The sequence below is a fragment of the Flavobacterium sp. W22_SRS_FK3 genome, from assembly GCF_052113665.1.
Classification (GTDB): Bacteria; Bacteroidota; Bacteroidia; order Flavobacteriales; family Flavobacteriaceae; genus Flavobacterium.
The window spans coordinates 97,472-119,676 of the sequence record NZ_JBGQOF010000005.1 but is presented as its reverse complement, the minus strand read 5'-3'; the positions used below and the strand labels follow the sequence as shown (position 1 = coordinate 119,676).

At 33.5% G+C, this 22,205-nt stretch carries 11 protein-coding genes; 9 read left to right on the top strand and 2 right to left on the bottom strand.

What is annotated here, in order from left to right; all coding sequences use genetic code 11:
* Together ACEN2I_RS06505 and ACEN2I_RS06500 are read right to left on the bottom strand one after the other, a co-directional pair.
* Positions 1–2,424 (bottom strand): ABC transporter permease, encoded by a 2,424-nt coding sequence (locus tag ACEN2I_RS06505; RefSeq protein ID WP_441765285.1) that lies wholly within the window; start codon positions 2,422–2,424, stop codon positions 1–3.
* Between the two features lie 4 nt (positions 2,425–2,428).
* On the bottom strand, positions 2,429–3,139 hold the full coding sequence (locus ACEN2I_RS06500) for an ABC transporter ATP-binding protein (RefSeq protein WP_441765284.1): 711 nt from the start codon (positions 3,137–3,139) through the stop codon (positions 2,429–2,431).
* A gap of 280 nt (positions 3,140–3,419) precedes the next feature.
* On the opposite strand from ACEN2I_RS06500, the gene ACEN2I_RS06495 reads away from it, so the two are divergent.
* The 9 genes from ACEN2I_RS06495 (at position 3,420) to ACEN2I_RS06455 (ending at position 22,195) form a co-directional block, all read left to right on the top strand.
* The gene (locus ACEN2I_RS06495; RefSeq protein ID WP_441765283.1) at positions 3,420–4,775 is read left to right on the top strand and encodes a sigma-54-dependent transcriptional regulator; all 1,356 of its coding nucleotides are present in this window, start codon (positions 3,420–3,422) and stop codon (positions 4,773–4,775) included.
* Positions 4,776–4,901: 126 nt separating this feature from the next.
* Entirely contained in the window at positions 4,902–6,236 is a 1,335-nt protein-coding gene (locus ACEN2I_RS06490) for a sensor histidine kinase (protein ID WP_441765282.1), read from the top strand.
* 265 nt (positions 6,237–6,501) lie between these two features.
* A complete protein-coding gene (locus ACEN2I_RS06485) occupies positions 6,502–6,657 on the top strand; it encodes a hypothetical protein (protein WP_441765281.1) in 156 nt (51 codons plus the stop codon).
* A gap of 207 nt (positions 6,658–6,864) precedes the next feature.
* On the top strand, positions 6,865–7,377 hold the full coding sequence (locus ACEN2I_RS06480) for a PRC-barrel domain-containing protein (protein ID WP_441765280.1): 513 nt from the start codon (positions 6,865–6,867) through the stop codon (positions 7,375–7,377).
* 736 nt (positions 7,378–8,113) lie between these two features.
* Positions 8,114–11,230 (top strand): glycoside hydrolase family 2 TIM barrel-domain containing protein, encoded by a 3,117-nt coding sequence (locus tag ACEN2I_RS06475; RefSeq protein WP_441765279.1) that lies wholly within the window; start codon positions 8,114–8,116, stop codon positions 11,228–11,230.
* A 252-nt stretch (positions 11,231–11,482) separates the two neighbouring features.
* On the top strand, positions 11,483–15,577 hold the full coding sequence (locus tag ACEN2I_RS06470) for a hybrid sensor histidine kinase/response regulator transcription factor (protein WP_441765278.1): 4,095 nt from the start codon (positions 11,483–11,485) through the stop codon (positions 15,575–15,577).
* A 199-nt stretch (positions 15,578–15,776) separates the two neighbouring features.
* Entirely contained in the window at positions 15,777–17,021 is a 1,245-nt protein-coding gene (locus ACEN2I_RS06465) for a DUF2264 domain-containing protein (protein WP_441765277.1), read from the top strand.
* 217 nt (positions 17,022–17,238) lie between these two features.
* On the top strand, positions 17,239–18,396 hold the full coding sequence (locus tag ACEN2I_RS06460) for a glycoside hydrolase family 88/105 protein (RefSeq protein WP_441765276.1): 1,158 nt from the start codon (positions 17,239–17,241) through the stop codon (positions 18,394–18,396).
* Positions 18,397–18,862: 466 nt separating this feature from the next.
* Positions 18,863–22,195, top strand: a complete 3,333-nt coding sequence (locus ACEN2I_RS06455) for a SusC/RagA family TonB-linked outer membrane protein (RefSeq protein ID WP_441765275.1) — start codon at positions 18,863–18,865, stop codon at positions 22,193–22,195.
* Positions 22,196–22,205: the final 10 nt, after the last annotated feature.

Here is a 22,205-nt window from a genome sequence, read left to right as displayed (position 1 = left end):
TTACTCGTATTTAAGGTATTTCAAGACATCCACTTTTGTTGCCTGATATGCTCTTGTAAGAACTACTAAAAGTGTTAAAAAAAGTAAAGCGCTAAAACCTATTAAAAACGGATAAAGAGAAATGGTAATTCTGTAGGCAAAATTCTCCAGCCATTTATTTAGTAAATAATAAGCCGGAAATAAAGCGATTAAAAATCCAATGATGCTGAAAAGGACATATTGTTTACAAAGTTCTTTTAATAAAACATTGGTATCGGCGCCGAGTGTTTTCCGAATTGCGATTTCTTTCATGCGTCTTTCGATAGAATAAGAAGCAAGCGCAAATAATCCGAAAAGTGCAATGATAATTACAATAATATTCAGCAACGAGAAAAGATTCTTCTGTTTCACATAACTGCTATACGATCTTTTATATTCCTTATCCACAAAATCATATACAAACGGATATTCTGAATCTACTTTTTTTGTCCACAAATTTTCAATAGAAGCCAAAGTTTGCTGCATGGTTTTGGGATCTGCAGAAATATAAATATTGTTCAAAACTGATGGGAACCAGGGTATCGTTTTAAAATGGAAAAAAGACATTGGAGGTATTGGTTCGCCGGGATTTCCTAAATTAAAATCTTTAACTACTCCCACAATGACAACATTAAATCCATTCCATTCTATTTTTTTTCCTATCGGATCTTTTTCATTTAATAATTTCAAGGCCGTTTCATTAATCAGCATCGAACTTATGGTGTCCTGCGCAAATTTCGGGCTTAGATAACGTCCTTTCACCATTTTTATTTTCATCATTTCCAATAGTCCAAAATCGATTGGCATATTACTGCCGTCAACATTTATATCTTTATAATGATAAGATATCACAGATTTCGCGCCGTTTCCAAACACAAAACCAGCGCCTGCAACTTGTTTCACGCCTTTTATGTGCTGCAATTGGTTTTTGATAATGGTATATCGGTCAAATTGATCTTTTGCGGTTACTTTTTCTCCGTAGATATTTCGATAGGAAACATTCAGGATCTGTTTTCCGTTAAATCCTAAATCTTTAGAATTCATAAGATCTATTTGCTCGTAAACGATATAAGATCCCACAATAAAAAAAGAAGCAACAGCAAATTGAAAAATCAGCATTCCGTTTCTGAGCCAGACACCGCTTTTGCTTCTGCCAAAATTTCCCTTTAATACTTTTAGTGATTCAAAATTCGAAACATAAACTGCCGGAAATATTCCTGCGACAATTACCATAACAATAAATATAACAATAAGCTGTAAAAAGAACTCGCCGCTTTGCAATACAAGTGTTTTATCTAAAAAAGCATTATAATATGGCAAAGAAAGTTCCACAATTACAAGCGAGATCAAAATAGAAAGCAATGAAATTATAGCGGTTTCAAAAACAAACTGCTCAATTATAGCCGATTTTGAAGCTCCGATAATTTTTCGAACCCCAACTTCTTTGGCTCTTTTTACAGCATTTGCAGTAGCAGAATTGACATAATTAACAACTGACAGGATTAGTATTAAAATAGACAATCCAAGCATGATCAGTAAAAACTGAAAATTACCTTTTGCTTCAATTAAACTGCCGGTTTTTGAATGTAATCGAAGTGAGGCTAATGGCTCCAAAGAAGGTTTTACATCACCAAATTTCTTAATAAATTCCTGAGGAGTAATTCCTTGTGCTTTGGCGTAGCGGGCAACCATATTATCAAAATATAGTTTCTTAAGATTATCGGTTACGCGTTTTTGGCCGTTTGGATTTTTAAGTTTTAATAAAAGAACAGATTGAAAATTTCCCCATTGCTGAATAGTGTTTTTGAGTCTTTCATCTATAAAATTAACCACGCACGACGGGTTGTAAACTGATTTTTTGTCCAGTTTATAAACGCCTCTCACAATTAAATTTTTGTTTTGCAGCACGATTTGTCTGCCCAAAGCACTTTCGTTTCCAAAAAGCTGAATGGCCAGATCCTGAGATAAACAAATACTGTTGACGTCCGGCAATGCTGTTTTAGCTTTACCTTCAATAAACGTATATGGGAAATATTCAAAAAAGTTCTTTTGAGCCGAAACGATCTTGTCAGACGAAACTTTTTTATTATTAAAGCGAATGATATCATTTTCGTATTCACCGCTTAAATAACAATACGATTCCACTTCGGGACTTATTTCTTTTATGGCCGATCCAATGGGTGCCGAACTTGAAGCCCAATAGGTAGTAGCATCCATTTGGTTGGCTACTAAAAATACGTTGTCTTTGTTTGGATTCCATTGATCGTAACTCTGCTCGTCATTCCAATATAAAATTGCAAAAATCAATCCTGCAATTCCAATACTCAAACCCAAAACATTCAAAGCCGTAAAGAGCTTGTTGTTTTTGATGTGGTATATAAATATGTTTGTCCAGTTTTTTAGCATTATTCTAGTTTTTAGAAGTTACCAAAACATCGACATTTCTATTGTTTGTTTTTTCAGAAAGAATAATTCCGTCTTTCATCAAAATTGTTTTTTGAGAGAAAGAAGCATCATAATCAGAATGCGTTACCATCAAAATCGTGGCTCCGTTGGCATGAAGATCCGTCAATAGTTCCATTACTTCATTACCGTTTTTACTGTCCAGATTTCCGGTTGGCTCATCGGCAAGAATAATTTTCGGGTCATTAATTAAAGCCCTTGCCACCGCCACACGTTGCTGCTGACCTCCCGAAAGCTGTTGCGGATAATGTTTTAATCTATGAGAAATACCTAATTTATTGGCAATCTCGTTTACTTTTTTCTTTCTTTCAGCCGATGGAATAGTATTGTAAATAAGCGGCAATTCGATATTATCAAAAACGGACAATTCATCAATTAAATTAAAATTCTGAAAAATAAACCCGATGTTTTCTTTTCTGGCTTTTGATTTTGCATTTTCCTTCGTGCCCACCATTTCCTGACCTAACAATTCATAACTTCCGCCGGAAGCGCTGTCTAATAAACCAATAATATTCAGTAAAGTTGACTTTCCGCTTCCGGATGGTCCCATGATCGACACAAAATCGCCTTGGTTAATCGTTAATGAAATTTCGCTTAATGCATTTGTTTCTACTTCTTCGGTTCTAAAATTTTTTGAAAGCTTGTTAATTTTGATCATAATGATTGTTTTAAGATTGATGATTTTTTTTAATAATTTTTATTGCCGATAGAACAGAAACGCATCGAAATTAAGATAATTGACAACATAATCAATAAATATCTATTTTTGTTACATTTACCAGCAATAATGATTCTCATACTTGATGATTTGATAGTCTAAATGTGATTTTCGTGCCAAAAATTTAAAGATCGTAACTGCTTAGTTTTTACGATTTTATTTTTTGAAATAAATCTAAAGTGTCCACTATTGGACAGCTTTCGTCCAAAACCGAACAAATATGAAAAAGACAAATGCTTCAATTTTAATCATCGACGATCAGGAAGACATCCTTTTTGCGTCGAAAGTGTTCCTGAAAAAATATTTTGAAGACATTTATACGCTTAATAATCCCAAAAATGTGGTCGAATTATTATCGAAAAAAAACATTGATGTCGTTTTACTTGACATGAATTACAGAATAGGTTTTGAAGATGGAAGGGAAGGTTTGTATTTGCTAAAGGAAATAAAAACGCTTTCACCAAAAACAGTTGTGATTTTAATGACTGCTTTTGGAAAAGTAGAAACGGCGGTTGAAGGTTTAAAATCTGGCGCTTTTGATTATATCCTGAAACCCTGGGAAAACAAAAAACTGCTTGAATCTGTTAAACAAGCCGTTGATAAATCCCGAAAAGAACAAAAGAAAAATAGAGAGGTTGAAATCGAAAAGGACTTTTTTATCGGAACTTCTGAAATTATAAAAAAGGCGTATTCCCTTGCTGATAAAGTGGCCAAAACAGATGCTAATGTTTTGATTTTGGGCGAAAACGGAACGGGAAAGTTTGTCCTTGCCCATCATATTTTTAGGCAGTCTGACAGAAAAAACAATCCTTTTGTGGCGGTCGATTTAGGATCTCTGAATTCTAATATTTTTGAAAGTGAATTATTCGGTTATGCAAAAGGGGCTTTTACAGATGCCAAAACAGATACGCCGGGACGTTTTGAAATGGCGCAAAACGGAACTATTTTTTTAGATGAAATAGGAAATGTGCCGTTGCATTTGCAATCTAAACTTTTACAGGTTATTCAAACCAAAACGGTAACGAGATTGGGGGAAATAAAACCAAGACCTTTGAATGTGCGCATTATGACAGCAACCAATTTAAACCTGAAACTGGAAGTTGCTGATAAAAATTTCAGGGAAGATTTGTATTACCGAATTAATACAATGGAAATTATTCTGCCTCCGCTGCGCGAACGAAACGAAGATAAAATTCCGCTGGCTGAATATCTTTTGGATAGAATGATTGAAAAATACGGTCGTGATCAAATTACTTTCGACAAAAAAGTATTGGAACAAATTGAAAAACACGCCTGGAACGGAAACATCCGCGAAATGGAAAATAAAATTGAGCGCGCCGTTATTCTTTGCGAAAACAATAAAATTACAGTTTCAGATTTAGATCTTGAAATCGTAACCCCTTATGAAGATAAATCCGATGATATTCAGCTTTCGTCTGTAGAAAAAGCTACGGTTGAAAAAGCGCTTCTCAAAAATAATAATAATATCAGCAAAACTGCTGAGGAATTAGGGTTGTCGCGAGGTGCATTGTATCGCCGTTTAGAGAAATATAATATCAAAACGGATGAATTGTAAATTGTTTTTTTAGACAAATAGAAACATAGGTCTTAGTAATTCTGAAATGCGTTTCACTTAAAATAAATCGCATAGCTATGAAAAAAAATAAGGTTTCAAAAATTCTCCATTTTTAATTTTAAAAGTATGTTTAAAAAATTTCAAGCCTATAAACTTTTGTTTTTACGATTAATTGTAATTGTTGCAGCCATAGAAATTTCGATTTATTTTTTTAAAATCGGTTTGGTTTTTACCGGTGTATTTGGAATTTTTATCGTTTTTCTGATTTTCCGCGAAATGTATTTTTACATTCGTAATTTTGTTTTTGTTTACGATAAAACCATTGCTTCGATTCTGCAAAACGATTTTACATCCGATTTTAGTAAACATAAATTTAATAAAATTTACAATGATTTGTTTAAGTTGTATGATACGCTAAAAAACAAGCAAAACGAGCAGGTCTCAAAAGATATAATTTACCGCTCGATTTTAAATAATATCGAAACGGGAATTATCATTTTGCAAAAACAAGACATAGACTGGAATATTTTTTTGATGAACGAGTATTTTTCAAAACAATTTAATGTGCCTAAAGTTTCAAAATGGAAATACTTAAAAAATCAGTTGCCATCATTATGCGAAATTATTGAAGAAGATGATTTTCAGGAAATAAAAACATCTATAGAAATCAGTGTAAACGAACAAAATAAACAAACGTTTGTTTTACAGGCTTCCAGAACTGAGATTTTCGAAAAAGATTATTTTATCGTTTTGCTGGATTCGATTCAGAATGTTGTGGAAAAAAAAGAAAAAGATGCCTGGGTAAATTTGATGAAGGTGATTTCTCATGAACTTTTAAATTCGATAACTCCCATTCGTTCTATCTGTCAGAATCTGCACGATTTGATCGAGCAGGATTCTTTATCTGCCGAAGATTTAGAAGATATTAAAAACAGCGTTGAAACCATGTTGAGACGAAGCAATCATTTGCAGAAATTTGTAGAAGGTTATCGTAAACTGGCCATGCTTCCTTCTCCCAAAAAAGAAAAAATAGAGGTGCAGCATATGATAGACTGCTGTCTTCAAATTATGAATCCGTTGTTTAAAAAAGAGGAGATTGAAGTAGTAAACTCTATTTTCTTGAAGCGCTGGATTAATGTTGATCTCCATCAAATGGAGCAGGTTGTTATTAATCTTTTAACCAACTCTGTTAATGCATTAAAAAATAGCAGCCAAAAACTGATTTTTATTTCGGTAGAAACCAAAGAAAACAGAACTTACATTAAAATCACAGATAATGGAAACGGCATTGAAAAAGAAATCGAAAACAAAATTTTTCTTCCTTTTTTTACCACAAGAAATGGAGGTGCCGGAATTGGTTTAACACTTTCTAAAAATATTATTGAAGCGCATGGCGGCTATATTTCATTTAAAACCGAGGAAGAAAAAACTGTTTTTGAAATTTGTTTGATGGAGGAATAAGTTTTTGATGTTGATTTTTTGCAAAGATATTTTTTATTTAATTGCTAAATAAAATGCTTTGTTGGTTTTACTCCTCAGCACCATTAACCGGAGGAATATTTTGTTCGACTATTAAATAATATTGTTTCACTCAAATAATAAAATGATTTTCTAAATCTACTGGGAATTGTATAACATCTTACTGAAATTAAATACTTCTTACATTTTTCTCATTTGTATCTTTAATAGTATTTTAAAAACTATTTATAATCAAAAAAAATAAGTTATGGCAGAAATTAAAATTGAGAAAAAAAAACCGATATGGCCATGGATTGCAGTAGTGCTTATACTAGGAGCAATTATATATTACATCTTTTTTAAAGATCATGAGGCTCATAATGAAAACAGTATAGAAATCGAAAATACCACAAGCACGCATTAGCAAATAATAACTGGAAAACAGCAAAACAATATTGTTTTTTGCATAAGGTAAAATGAAATATCTTCATCACTCTCTTTACACAGGCATGTGATGTTAGATTGAATTTAATATAATCTATTAATCTATAGATCTATAGGCTGATGCCAGCCTTGTCTTCCTGCTGTTATACCTGCAGAAAACAGTATATAAAATTATTTATAAAAAATTATGGAAAATAAAGACAAAAATTTATACAGACTGGATGAACTATCCAATTATAAAATTGCTTCAAATTATTCTGATGTAAGAGGATGGATGATAGTAGATGCTGACAACCACACGATAGGTAAAATTGACAATCTCTGGGTTAATAAAGATATGCAGCGGGTAGTCTATCTCGATGTGAAATTAGATAAAGGGTTATTAGAGGATAGCCGTAATGAGGTTCGTGATGTTATAGCGAATGACAATGGAAAGGGGTTTATCTATAAAGAGGGGGACAGCCATATTATTATACCAATTGGATCAGTAAGCATAAATAAAGACACGAAAATTGTTATGGCTAATAGTATTGGATATGATACATTTAGAAATACAAGCAGATATAACAGGCAGCATAATTTTGACCGGGATTATGAAAGAAGAATAATGAAGTCCTATTATCCTGAAAATGATCCTGACTCTGGCTATGATAGTGATGACGATGCTTTTTACAACCGCAGGGAATTTGATAACCATTAATGTTGTTGATTAACATATTTTGAATCTCGATATATCTCAGTATCTTATAAAATAAGATTAAAAAAGATCATACATTTAATAATGTTTGATCTTTTTTTTTTAATGACCTGCGATACTAAAATCAAACCAATATGATTAGCCGTTTAATAGTTTATTCTTTTATTGACAGTTGTGAAAAGATAGCCTTATATATAAACTTAAGAAACTGATTTATGAATTTATATGTGAAGTAAATTAAAACAACGATATATCGTTGGCCTTAAAAAGTGCAATTTCCTGATAATAAACTCCAATTTATCAATAACTTTGGTTTCAGTAATGTAACTTTTATAATTATTTAGATGAAACCGTCTGCAAGTGCAGAGCACTTTATGATTATATTGCTTATAGTGGTTAATTGTTTTAGTATAAATGCTCAGATACCGATGTATACGGAGGCAGAGGTAAAAAAAGACGAAAGTTCTTTAAAAAAATTGCGGGAGTATTGATAAAATTTAGACTTTATCAAATGTAAATGATTAGTATGTAGTTTTTATAATAACCCTAAAACATTGGAAGGCATTTCAATATGGTGAAGAGGTTTCTTGAAATAACCAATAGCCTTCATTGTAATATATTCTGCTGTAATTACAGATATACCCCTTTTATTTTACTGTAATACCCCTCCTGTTTTATTGGAGGTTATCTAAATTTGTGAACAGTAAATTTTGAAATCCGATTTCGTAAAAATATTTAAATGAAAAAAATTGTTTTAACACTAGCTCTATTTCTAATTCTGCAAAATAATTTCGCCCAAAATAATGAATGGGAAAATCCTCAAATTTTAGACAGAGGAAAAGAAGCAGCCAGAAGCTCATTCCTTTTATTCTCTAACGAAGCAGAGCTCAAAGATAACAATCCCCAGAAATCAGAATTATACCAAAGCCTAAATGGCATCTGGAAATTCAATATTGTTAAAAATCCATCTCAAAGACCATTTGATTTTTATGCAGCAAATTTGGATGACAGTAATTGGAAAAACATTCAGGTGCCTTCTAACTGGGAAATGCAAGGTTATGATATCCCTATTTATACGAATGTTACCTATCCGTTTCCTAAAAACCCTCCTTTTATAAACGGTGATTATAACCCGGTAGGGACTTACAGGCGCACTTTTACAGTTTCAGATACTTGGAATGATAAGGAAATCATACTTCATTTTGGTTCTATTACAGGATATGCAAGAGTATTCCTCAACAGCAAAGAAATTGGGATGACCAAAGCTTCAAAAACACCAGCTGAGTTTAATATTACTTCTTTTTTAAAGAAAGGAGACAATTTAATTGCCGTGCAGGTATTTCGCTGGCATGACGGAAGTTATTTAGAAGATCAGGATTTTTGGAGATTAAGCGGTATTGAGCGCGATGTTTATTTACAGGCAATGCCTAAAACTGCTATTTGGGATTATTGGGTAAAAAGCGATTTAGACAATCAATACAAAAATGGAATTTTTAGCCTTGATGTCACTTTAAAATATTTTGAAAATAATAAAATTAAAAATCCGGCTGTCAAAGTTGAATTGTTTGACACGAAGGGAAATATTGTTTTTTCTGAAAATAAAAAAGTGAACGATAAAGAGCAAAAAATCAGTTTTAAAGAAACTATTGAAAATGTAAAACAATGGAATGCCGAAACTCCAAATTTATATCGATTTACCATTTCCTTATTAGACAATAAAGGAAAAGTTCTAGAAATTATTTCTAAAAAAACAGGATTTAGAAAAGTAGAAATCAAAAATGCTCAATTGTTGGTTAATGGCAAAGCCGTTTTGGTAAAAGGAGTTAATATTCATGAACATGATGATGTAAACGGACATGTTCCGAATCCTGAATTAATGATAAAAGACCTTCAGTTAATGAAGGAACACAATATTAATGCAATTAGAATGAGTCATTATCCGCATGCTGCTCATTTTTATGATTTATGCGATGAATACGGTTTTTATGTTGTCGATGAGGCTAATATTGAGACACATGCTATGGGAGCAGAACTTCAAGGTCGATTTGATAAAACAAAACATCCTGCTTATCTGCCAGAATGGGCGCCAGCGCATTTGGATCGTATAAAAAGAATGTTTTGTGTAGATAAAAATCATCCTTCGATTATACTATGGTCTTTAGGTAATGAATGCGGAAACGGCCCTGTTTTTTATGATGCTTACGATTGGCTAAAACAAACAGATACTACTCGTCCAGTTCAGTTTGAGCAGGCAGGAGAGAATAGAAATACTGACATTGTTGCTCCAATGTATCCAGGTATCAAGAGGATGAAAGATTATGCAGCATCTGATAAAAAACGTCCTTTTATTATGTGTGAGTATTCACATGCAATGGGAAACAGTAACGGAAATTTTCAGGAATACTGGGATATTATCAATAGCAGTAAGCATATGCAGGGCGGATTTATTTGGGATTGGGTTGACCAGGGACTGAAAACTAAAAACGAAAAAGGAATCACCTTTTGGGGCTACGGTGGTGATTTAGGCGGAGATAAATTGCATAATGATGAAAATTTCTGTGCGAATGGATTAGTAAGCGCTAATAGAATTCCGCATCCAGGTTTGTTTGAAGTTAAAAAAGTATATCAAAACATTCAATTTAAGCTTGATAACGAAACTGATTTAGTGGTAACTAACCATTTTAATTTCACTAATCTTTCTAATTATACTTTTAAATGGGAATTAATTAAAAACGGAAGCCAAGCTAAAACCGGTGAATTCAATTTGGATGCAAATCCCGAAGAAAGTAAAAAAATAACTTTAGATTTAGGTTCTCTTGATAAAAATTCAGAATATTTTGTAAATGTTTTTGCCGTTTCAAAAGCCGATGCACCTTTGATTGCAAAAGGTCATGAATTTGCCAGAGAGCAATTTGCGATTGGAAAAGGTTCTTATTTTAAAAATAACAATAGTACAAAAAGTGCAGGTAAATTAAAGTACACAGTAAAAAATAATGTGCTTTCTTTTGAGACAGAAAGTGTTGTTGGTGAATTTGATTTAAAAAAAGGCGAAGTTTTGAAATACATGCTAAAAAATGGAGATAAGACATTGTTTACTAATTTCCCAACACCTTATTTCTGGAGGGCTCCAACAGATAATGACTTCGGAAGTAAAATGCAGGATAAATTAGAAGTTTGGAAAGAAGCATCAAAAAAGCCAACACTTACAAGCGTTAATTTAGACAAAAATTCTCCGGAAGGTTTAGTTGTAAAAGTAGTTTATCAAATAGCTCAGGCCGATGTTCCTTACACTGTAGAATATCTGATTCAGAATGATGGTTCAATAAAACTTACGGCGTCTATTGATATGGCTGGAAAAAAATTACCGGAGCTGCCGCGTTTCGGAATGCGTTTAATACTAAACGGGACTTACGATAATTTATACTATTACGGAAGAGGACCTTGGGAAAATTATTCGGATAGAAATACAGCTTCCTTTATAGGGGAATATTCAGATAATGTAATCAATCAATATACGAGAACTTATATTCGTCCGCAAGAAGCAGGCTACAAAACAGATGTTCGTTGGCTGACTCTGACAAACAGCAATGGACAAGGTATAAAAATACAAGGACAGCAGCCAATTGGTTTTAGTGCATTGAATATTGCAACAGAAGATCTGGATCCAGGGAAAAGCAAATCACAGCGTCACCCTTCGGATTTGGATTTAGATTCTAAAGAAGCAGTTTACCTTCATTTAGATTATAAACAAAGAGGAGTTGGCGGAGATAACAGCTGGGGAAGCCTGCCTCATGATCCTTATCGATTACTGGATAAGAAATATTCTTATTCGTATGTAATTTCATTGGTTAATTAAGTTAGTGGTTGTGTTTTTAAGACCTATGAAATGTTTTCATAGGTTTTTCTAATTTTAGGGATTTTTTTATTAGTTTAATTACTTGTATTTCAGTAATGTAAAGCGAAAATTAAAAAATATAATTTTGAGTAAATTATCTTTACTTCAAAAATCAATGTCACCCTGAGCGAGTCGAATACTTTTTTATATGCAAAGGGCATCGATTACGCTCAGACTGACACTTATTTTGTTTAATACCTACAACAATATATTTTGAGAAATAGAATACTGTTACTTTTAATGCTGTTAATTTATTCTACTGCTAAACCACAAGCGGCAGGAGTTTCTGTTTCAAAGTATAAGCAAGAGAAATATAACATAGGATACATTGGCATAAAAAACGGACTTGCAAATAATGCTGTTACTGCTGTTTATAAGGACAAACGCGGACTAATGTGGTTTGGAACTTATGACGGAATCAGCAGGTATGACGGCTATAATTTTTTAAGCTTTAGAAATGAACCTAATGATGTAAATTCACTGATTAATAATAGAGTCGTAAGTATTTGTGGAACCAAAAATGAAATTTGGATTGGTACCAAGGGAGGAATAAGTGTTTATGATTATTTGAGCAATCATTTTAAAACAAAGTATTATGTAAATGCCAGAACATCTGCAAGCGAGCCTATAGATTTTGTTGTCAATAAAATTATAGATTACAAATCAAATATGTATATCGGTTCTGCAGGTCAGGGTTTACTTTTCTGTGCAGATAAACAAGAAAAAATCATTCAGATTCCCCTTTATGTAAATGGAAAATTACAATGGGATTACCATGTTCAGGGAATGGATTTTGATCAATCTGGTAAATTTTGGTGTTTTGTTCAGGGAGTTGGACTTGTGACTATGGATATCTCAGCAAAAAAACTAATTGTTGTTTTTTCTGATTTTACGAGGGGAGACTGTATCTTATGTGATAAATTTTCAAATATTTGGGTGGGTTTTGAAGAAGGTTTATTAAAATATAATGTATTAAATAAATCACACCGCATTTATAAAAATCAGGAAATTCGATATCCTGTTTCTGATTTAATGTGTAAAAGCGATAAAAAAGAACTTTGGATTGCCACAAATGGTAACGGAATAGTTAAGTACAACTATACCTCAGATACTTTTTGCTTGTTTAATGCAAGTTCAGATGAACAAAAACTGAATAGTAACGCCATTACATCATTGTTCTTAGATAATGAAAACAGGGTTTGGATTGGAACTTTAAGAGGCGGAGTTAATAAAATTGAAGAAAGAAAAAGTCCTTTTATTACAATTTCTAAAAATGAAAAAATAAAAAATACACTGCCAAGTGATTTTATTCTTTCGTTGTCTGAGGAGGATAGTGAAAATCTCTGGATAGGAACAGACGGAGCTGGCGCCAGCTTGTGGAATAGAAAAAATAATACATTTACCAATTACTCTTATAGTTCAACTAATCCAAATTCGCTGTCTAATAATTTTGTTTCATCAATTCTAAAAGACAAAAAGGGAACCTGGTTTGGAACTTATGGAGGAGGCATTTGTCTGTTTAATTCAAAAACTCATAGTTTTAAAAAGTATAACCTCTTTAACCCTAAATTCAATGTAAGTCAAAAAAATATTTGGGTACTTTTCCGTAGTAAGGATGATTTTTTATGGGTGGCTTCTCCAGACGAAGAAGGATTGTACCGTTATAATGAAGTAAGTGACAAATTTGATTTTGTGGATGCAAAAATTAGAGGAATTATTTCGATTACAGAAGATTCTCAAGGCTTTCTTTGGCTGGGGAATTTTATAGGACTTTATAAATTCAATCCAGAGACAATGAAAAGCCAGGAAATTGATATAAATTACCCGGTACGATCTGTAATTTCTATTTCTAAAACAAAAATGATTGTGGGAACGGAAGGCAGAGGATTAATGATTTTTAATCCGCAAACCTTTGAGAAAAAATTTTTGACTCAGAGAAATGGGCTTCCAAATAATTCAGTTTTAAATATCATTCAGGATAATCAGGGAGGTTATTGGTGCAGTACTTATAACGGAATATTTGTATATCATGCAGAAACCGAAAAAATTACAAATTATCATGATACTGATGGACTTCAGAGCAATCAGTTTAATTATAATGCAGCTTTGAAACTTACCACAGGAGAAATCATTTTTGGAGGAATTAAAGGATTTAATATCATTGATACCAAAATAAACAGTCAGTTTCATGAGTTTCCAAAATTGATTATAACGTCAATAAAAGTAAATAATAAAGGTTTTGATAAATCTGGTTTGACTTCCTTTGGAATTGATAAATTAAAGTTGCCTTATGATGAATCGATGCTGAATGTCGATTTTGCTGCTTTAGAATATAGTTTGCCCGAAAAAATATCTTACGCTTATTTTCTGGAAGGTTGGGATTCTCAATTGCATTATGTCGATAATATCAGAAGCGCCAATTACTCCAGATTAACAGAGGGAGATTATGTATTGAAAATTAAATCGACTAATGCAGAGGGGGTTTGGAATTCGAAATCGATTTCTCTGCCTATTACAATATTGCCGCCATGGTATAGGAGTTCTTTAGCTTATTTCTTCTATTTTCTTAGTATTACATTTATTATTTATGTAGTTGATAAATACCAGCGTAAGCAGGAAAAACTTAAATATGAAGTAAAACTTTCTCAGGATTTGGCAAAACAGGAGAAAGAACTAAATGAGAAAAAATTAACTTTTTTTACCAATATTTCTCATGAGTTCAGGTCACCATTAACAATGATAATCAATCCTTTAAAGGATATTATTTATGGAACTGAACAACAGATCGATCCTGGTGCTATAGAAATGGTATATAGTAATTCCAGAAGATTACTGAGTTTGGTAGATCAGTTGCTTCTTTTTAGAAAAACAGAAACAGAAACCGGTAAACTTAAAATTGGACAAATCGATATTGTAGAACTCGGTAAAGAGGTTTTTAGCTGTTTTGTGCATCATGCCAAAACAAAAAAAATAGATTATAGTTTTAGCATTTCTGAAGAAAAATTATTCGTTTATGTAGATCGCGAAAAAATAGAAATGGCTTTGTTTAATTTGATCTCAAATGCTTTAAAGTTTACCGAGAAAGAAAATGGAAAGGTTGTGGTTAATTTACGCTGTTCTGATAAGGAAGTAATTATAAAAGTTATTGATAACGGAGAAGGGGTTCTGAATGCTGATAAAGACAAAATATTTAATTTGTTTTATCAATCAAATAATAATATCAAAAACAACCGAAAAGGCTTTGGTATTGGACTTTATCTCGTAAAACAATTTGTTAATCAGCATCATGGTGAAGTGAATTGTCGTGATAATGAAAAAGGAGGAGCCATTTTTGAGATGAAGTTACCTCTTGGAAAAGAACATTTTGGAGATATCGAAATAAGTGAAGAACTGAGTGACAGAACTTTATTTTTAGAAGAAGCTTTGGAGGATACAGTAATTCAGGAAAATGTATTGGAAACAATTGAAGAATCTAAAAATCTTGATGATTTAGTGAAAGATGCAAAAAGCATTTTGGTAGTAGATGATAATCCTCAGATAAGGAATTATTTAAAACGAATACTTGCTCCAAAATATCATATTACTCTGGCTGAAAATGCTGAATCAGCTTTAGCCATAGTTAAAAAAATACAGCCCGATTTAATTATTTCGGATGTCGTTATGGGAGAAATGAACGGTGTAGCATTTTGTAAGCATATAAAAACTAACGAAGATTTAAAACATATTCCTGTAATATTACTTACAGGAGGAACTTCTGAAGAGGTAAAACTCAAAGGAGCCGAAGTAGGAGCAGATGATTACATTACAAAACCATTTGATAACGAGTATTTATTAGCCAGAATCAACGGAATATTTGTCCGAAGAGATAGTGAACAGCGTTACATACTTAATTCGGTTACAAAAAATACTAGACTTTTAAAGTTGTCCGATGAAGATAAAAAACTGATTGATAAAATCGTTGATGTAATTGATGCCAATTTAGATGGAGAAAATTTTAATGTACATGATCTGGCATTTCACTTAGGAATGAGTTATTCTTTGGTTTATAAAAAAATTAAAAAAATTACCGGTAAATCCGTTTCTGAATTTACCCGAAATGTGCGATTACGAAAAGTAGCCACTTTATTAATCACAACCGATTTACAAATAAGTGAAGCAGCTTCAATTGCAGGTTTCGGGGATATTAAATATTTCAGAAAACATTTTCAGCAATTTTATAATTTAAATCCTTCGGAGTTTAAAAAGAAATATCAAAACGTAAAGGATAATAAATACATATTGAATGAAAGCTTTTGGAAATCAACCTGATTATAAGTTGATATGAACCATTAGATGCAATTTAAAAATATTTTAAAACATAGGAAATAGATCTTTATATAAAAAATAGAATAGTAAGAAACACATTTCTTTCACATAGCAACTCTGTTTTTTTAAATAAGTGAAACGCCTTTTTAAGAGAGCAAAAGCTATGTTTCTATGTGTAAGAAATTTAAATTTATTAAGAGTTATGAATAATTATTTGAAAAAGACTGTTTTAACAGGGATACTTTATTTTGCAGTTATTAATGGTATAAAAGCACAATCAAAACAACTGCAAAAAGATTCTCCCAAAAAAGTGCGTGAATTTTTTGTGTCCTCTTTAGTAAAAATTGGAGATCCTGTTTTGGATGCATTAAGCAAAAATCAGCTAAAACAGCTTATGCCAGTCGAAAAATCGCCGGGTGCGTGGGACGATAGAAAGCATGTTACGTATTTAGAAGCTTTTGGAAGATTACTTTCAGGAATGGCTCCTTGGCTTGAATTAGGCGCGGACGAAACTCCAGAAGGAATATTACGGGCAAAATATATTGCTTTAGCCCAAAAATGTATTCACAATGCAACCAATCCGAATTCTGCGGATTTTATGAACTTTGTAAATGACAGGCAGCCTTTGGTCGATGCAGCCTTTTTTGCACAGGCCTTGCTTCGTGCGCCAAAACAGCTTTGGGAGCCGTTAGATGCAGCTACAAAAGAAAACGTGATTAAAGCATTAAAATCATCCAGAAAAATTGAGCCTTATCATAGTAACTGGCTGCTTTTTGCAGGAATGGTTGAAGCTGCCATAATCAAATACGATAAAGATCCTGATAATATCCGTCTGAATTATGCTTTAGAGGAACATAAGAAATGGTATTTAGGTGATGGAACTTTTGGAGATGGCCCTGATTTTCATTGGGATTATTACAATAGTTTTGTAATTCATCCGATGCAGTTAGATATATTAAATGTACTCAAAGAAAAAAATAACGACTACAAAACTGATTACAGCACAGAGTTAAACAGAGCCAGACGATATGCTGCGGTACAGGAAAGATTAATTTCTCCTGATGGAACTTATCCGCCAATCGGAAGGTCTTTGGCTTACCGTTTTGGGGCTTTTCAATTGTTATCTCAAATCGCACTTTGGAAAGAATTGCCAAAAGAAGTAGCTCCTGCACAAGTTCGCTCAGCCTTGTACGCTATGATTTCGAACCAAATAAAGGCGAAGGGTACTTTTGATAAAAATGGCTGGCTTCAAATTGGATTATATGGACACCAGCCCAATATTGGCGAAGGGTATATTTCAACAGGAAGCTTGTATTTGTGTTCAGAAGTATTTTTAGTTCTGGGTTTACCGCCAACCGATCTGTTTTGGAGCGAAGCTTACCAGCCCTGGACACAAAAGAGAATTTGGTCTGGGCAGGATATTCCAATTGATCATGCTTCAAAATAATTAAAAAATCAGCTGAGAATATTTAACACACTTTGACTTCCTCAGTGCAGGATAGAAAAATTGATTTATTTTAAAAACAGAATACAAAAAACAAATACATTTCTATTACATAGCTTATGTGTTTTGCAACATGTGAAACGTCTATTTAAGTTTAAAAAACTATGATTCTATGTGTTACAAAAAAAAGAATAACTTATTAAAACCAAATTTTTATATAATGATAAATTTTAAAAACTCATTTTTTATTGCAATGACTTCTGTTTCTTTTGCATTAGTTGGTTGCAAAAGCGGCGTAGTAAAACAGGAAACTGGAATAAAGCAATCTAAGGAAGACGTTATTGCTATTATTGATAAAGTAAACAGTCGCTGGCAAGATACACATATTGAGCCAGGCAATGCTTTTTGGCATGTTTCAGCTTATCATACCGGAAACATGGAGGCTTATAAAGTGACTCAAAACAAAAAATATTTGGATTATTCATTGGCCTGGGCAGATAAAAATCAATGGATGGGAGCTAAATCGAATAACAAGTCGGAATGGAAATACAATTATGGAGAAAATGATAAACATGTGCTGTTTGGCGACTGGCAGATTTGTTTTCAGACTTATATTGATTTATACAACTTTACAGGTAAAAATGACCCTGATAAAATTGCCCGTGCCCGTGAAGTTATGGAATACCAAATGAGTACTCCGGCTAATGATTATTGGTGGTGGGTAGACGGATTGTATATGGTAATGCCGGTTATGACTAAGCTATATAATGAAACTGGTAATGATATGTACTTAGAGAAATTACATTCTTATCTATCTTATGCAGATAGCGTAATGTATGATGATGAGGCAAAACTATATTTCCGTGATGCAAAATATATTTATCCACAACACAAAAGTACAAACGGTAAAAAAGATTTTTGGTCGAGGGGAGATGGGTGGATTTTTGCAGGTTATGCCAAAATTATTCAGGATATACCAAAAACAGCCAAACATAGAAATGAATACATAAAACGATTTAAAGACATGGCGAAAGCTTTGGCTCATGCACAGCAAAAAGAAGGCTATTGGACAAGAAGCATTCTGGATCCGGAACACGCTCCAGGACCTGAAACCAGCGGAACAGCTTTTTTTACCTATGGCTTTTTATGGGGAATAAACAATGGAATTTTGGATAAAAAAACATATTCAACAGTAATAGAGAAATCATGGAATTACCTCACAGCATTCGCTCTTCAGGCTGATGGAACAGTTGGCTATGTACAGCCTATTGGCGAAAAAGCCATTCCTGGACAGGTTGTAAATAAAAATTCTACAGCCGATTTTGGTGTTGGGGCTTTTTTATTGGCAGCATCAGAAATGTACCGATTTATAAAGTGATTTTAATGATTTTTAATATTTATAGGGCTGTCATTTTAGACAGCCTTTTTTCGTTTTTGGCAGTTTTATTTTCAATATCAATTTTATCGTAGAGATTTATAAAAATCACATAAAGTTTGACAAAGCATACAACGATTTTTTGCCAAACTCTGTAAAGCATATACACAAGCTAATGAAACGAATAGTACTTTCCGGATTGAGCAAAGTGTATTTTTAAAGTGCTTTTTTTATGATAGAAGTAAAAAAAAACATTTTAAATAGTAAAAATGCTGATTTGCCCCTTTTATAATGTTGTAATTACCCCCTTTTGCTCTTACCTGTTATGTTAGATTTGTATTGCAATTTAATTGTTAACTATTTGAAAATGAGTGTTTAAGGCTTAAATTGTATAAAACACACTTAATTATTGTAACTTCTAGATTTTGCAAAACTTAACTAATTAATTAACCAAAAATTACAACCAAAGATGACAAATTTTATTAGGAAAATCAAAGCTCCTGATTACGTATCCGGATTTGATTTTAAAAAGAAACTTACTCTGTTTTGTGTATTGGTTTCTTTATCTCAAGTGCATGTAGAAGCTGCGAATCTTAGCAGTATATCTGAGCTTGAAAAAGTAGAGCAGCAAAACAGTATAAGCGGACAGGTTAAAGACCAAAATGGTTTGCCGCTGCCAGGAGCTTCTGTTTTGATCAAAGGAACTAAAATAGGTACCATAACAGACTTTGATGGAAAATTTAGTTTAGCAGGAGATGAAAATTCAGTATTAGTAGTTTCCTTTGTTGGCTATGTAACTCAGGAAATTCTCGTAAAAAACAAATCTAACATTTTTGTACAATTAAAAGAGAATACTTCTTCTTTAGAGGAAGTGGTAGTAGTAGGATATGGTAAAATGAAGAAAAAAGATTTAACCGGAGCAATTGTTCAGGTTAAACCGGAAGCTTTGGCTAATCAAAATCCACAGACTGTTCAGGATTTGCTGCGAGGCGTTCCTGGTCTGAAAGTTGGGTATTCAGCTGATGCAAAAGGAGGAGGATCTCTGCAGATTCGTGGACAGACTTCTGTTTACAATCCTGATGGCGCAAATCATAACTCACCACTTATAATTTTAGACGGAATGCAATTCTATGGTGAGCTTTCAGAAATTAATCCGGATGATGTTGGTCAGATAGATATCTTAAAAGATGCCTCAGCAACAGCTGTGTATGGTTCCAGAGCAGCAGCAGGGGTTATTGTTATTTCGACGAAAAGAGGAAAAACCGGTAAACCTGTCATTAATGTAACCACAAACACAACGATTGTCAATGAAAGTGCTTATCGTGATGTGTATTCTCCGGAAGGGTATGTAAAATATCGTCAGGATTGGGAGACCGCTAAAACATATGGACAAAATTCGGCAACTGGAAATTATGAGGCCTGGATCACAGGGACGGCAGCTGGTAAAGCGGGGTATTATACAAACCCAAATCAACTGGATCAGTTTGGCATAACTCAGGCTCAATGGCTAGCTTATCAGCCCGCCGGGCAAACGCAAGGAAAGAGTCTTGATGAAGTATGGGGACTCCGTTTGGGTATTACTGATGCCTCGCTTTTGAAAAATTTTACTGAAGGAAAAACACACGACTGGTATGACAGTACTTTTAGAACAGGAATAAACCATGACCATAATTTGAGTGTTTCCGGGGCAAGTGATAAAGTAAATTATTATATGTCACTGGGTTATTTAACTTCAGAAGGAGCTATTCAGGGCAATGATTATGAGGCTGTTCGTGCAAATATGAAAGTGGACGCAAAAATCACGGACTGGCTTGAATTTGGAGCAAACATTAATTTTCAGGATCGTACAGACGGAGACATAGCTGTTGGTACAGGAACTAATTACTGGGATGCAAATATGTTGAGAAACAGCCCGTTTTCTAACTTTACAGATGCAAACGGAGCATACGAGAGACAACCTATGGGACCAACTATTGGAGGATATAATTACTACTACGACCGCCAATTTATAGAGCTTGAAAAAGGGTATACAGTTTTGAATACCATTTTCAATACTAAAGTAAATTTACCTTTGGGTATTACGTATTCTTTTAATGTTGCGCCACGTTATCAATTTTTTTACAATCGTTATTTTCAGTCATCAGGTCATAAAGGCTGGAATGCTGCTACCATAGGAGTAGATAGGGAAAATGGCAAAAATTTCACATGGAACCTCAACAATACATTAGCATGGGATTATACATTTGCTGAAAAGCATCATATTATAGCCACTTTTGTTCAGGAAGCTGAAGAACTTCAAACATGGTCAGATCGTATTGATGCAAATAATATCCAGCCGTCAGATGCCTTGGGGTTTCACAATATTGCTAATGCAACACTTGCAAACAGTTCGTTTACATCAAATGACACCCATCAAACAGCCGATGCCTTAATGGCAAGGCTTTTCTATTCGTATGATAATCGTTATATGGTAACAGGAACTGTACGTCGCGATGGATATTCAGCCTTTGGAGCAACGTATCCGTATGGAACTTTTCCTTCTGTAGCAGTTGGGTGGAATTTTAATAAAGAAAGCTGGTTCAATTGGGACACGATGAGTACAGGCAAATTACGTTTATCCTGGGGGAAAAACGGAAACAGATCGCTTGCTGATCCCTATTTAGCTTTAGCAAACTTATCTTCAGGAACCGGAGCAACAATGGGGTATATAGATGCTTCAGGAAACATTGTTGATGTAAAATATTTAGGAATTGATCGTATGGCAAATCCAAATTTGCAATGGGAAAAAACAACGGCAACAAATATTGGTCTAGACCTGGGTTTCTTAAATGACAGAATTACAAGTACCATTGATGTTTACAGAATGATTACCAATGATATGATTATGAGTCAGCGTCTGCCTAATTTTACAGGATTTGGATCAATTGCAACCAATCTTGGAGAGGTAGAAAATAAAGGTATTGAGATAAGTCTTAGTACTATAAATATAAAAAATCCAAATTTTGAATGGACTACTATGGTTGCTTTTTCATACAACAAGAATACCATTAATGCCTTATATGGCAATATGGAAGAGGTTAAGGATGCCAATGGTAATGTTATAGGAACTAAAGAGGCAGATGATAAAACCAATGGATGGTTTATTGGCAGACCTATTTCTCAAATATGGGATTATAAAGTAATTGGTATTTGGCAAAAAGAAGAGTGGGAAGAAGCTGCAAAATACGGACAGCGTCCCGGCGATCCAAAAATTGAAAACAGCTACACCGCTGACGATGTAAGTGGAAAACCAACTTATAATGAAAAAGATAAACAATTTTTAGGGCAAACAGCCCCTCCAATTAACTGGTCGCTTCGTAATGAATTCAAATTTTATAAAAATTGGAATCTGGCAATCAACATGTATTCTTATATGGGACACAAATCACTTGACGGACGCTATATGAATACGTATAACGATGGTAGCTTGTATACAAACAACTACAATCCGTTTGTAAATCCATATTGGACAATTGATAACCCAACCAATGATTGGGCGCGTCTTGATGCCAGAGGACCAGCAGGAGCCGGAACAGCTAAACTGTATGATCGTAGTTTTATTCGTTTAGATAATATTTCGCTGGCTTATACGCTTCCTAAAGATCTTTTAGACCGTTTACATGTGAATAATTTCAAAATCTATGCTTCGGTTCAAAACGCAGCCACATGGTCTGCTTCGGGTGAATGGAAATATTATGGAGACCCTGAAACAGGCGGACTGGCTACACGAATGTTTAATTTAGGTTTTAACGTTTCACTTTAATAATTACAAC

Coding starts and splice junctions, on each gene's coding strand:
- ACEN2I_RS06505 (WP_441765285.1), bottom strand. CDS start 2,424: ATGCTAAAAAACTGGACAAACATATTTATATACCACATCAAAAACAAC.
- ACEN2I_RS06485 (WP_441765281.1), top strand. CDS start 6,502: ATGGCAGAAATTAAAATTGAGAAAAAAAAACCGATATGGCCATGGATT.
- ACEN2I_RS06455 (WP_441765275.1), top strand. CDS start 18,863: ATGACAAATTTTATTAGGAAAATCAAAGCTCCTGATTACGTATCCGGA.
- ACEN2I_RS06480 (WP_441765280.1), top strand. CDS start 6,865: ATGGAAAATAAAGACAAAAATTTATACAGACTGGATGAACTATCCAAT.
- ACEN2I_RS06490 (WP_441765282.1), top strand. CDS start 4,902: ATGTTTAAAAAATTTCAAGCCTATAAACTTTTGTTTTTACGATTAATT.
- ACEN2I_RS06500 (WP_441765284.1), bottom strand. CDS start 3,139: ATGATCAAAATTAACAAGCTTTCAAAAAATTTTAGAACCGAAGAAGTA.
- ACEN2I_RS06465 (WP_441765277.1), top strand. CDS start 15,777: ATGAATAATTATTTGAAAAAGACTGTTTTAACAGGGATACTTTATTTT.
- ACEN2I_RS06475 (WP_441765279.1), top strand. CDS start 8,114: ATGAAAAAAATTGTTTTAACACTAGCTCTATTTCTAATTCTGCAAAAT.
- ACEN2I_RS06495 (WP_441765283.1), top strand. CDS start 3,420: ATGAAAAAGACAAATGCTTCAATTTTAATCATCGACGATCAGGAAGAC.
- ACEN2I_RS06460 (WP_441765276.1), top strand. CDS start 17,239: ATGATAAATTTTAAAAACTCATTTTTTATTGCAATGACTTCTGTTTCT.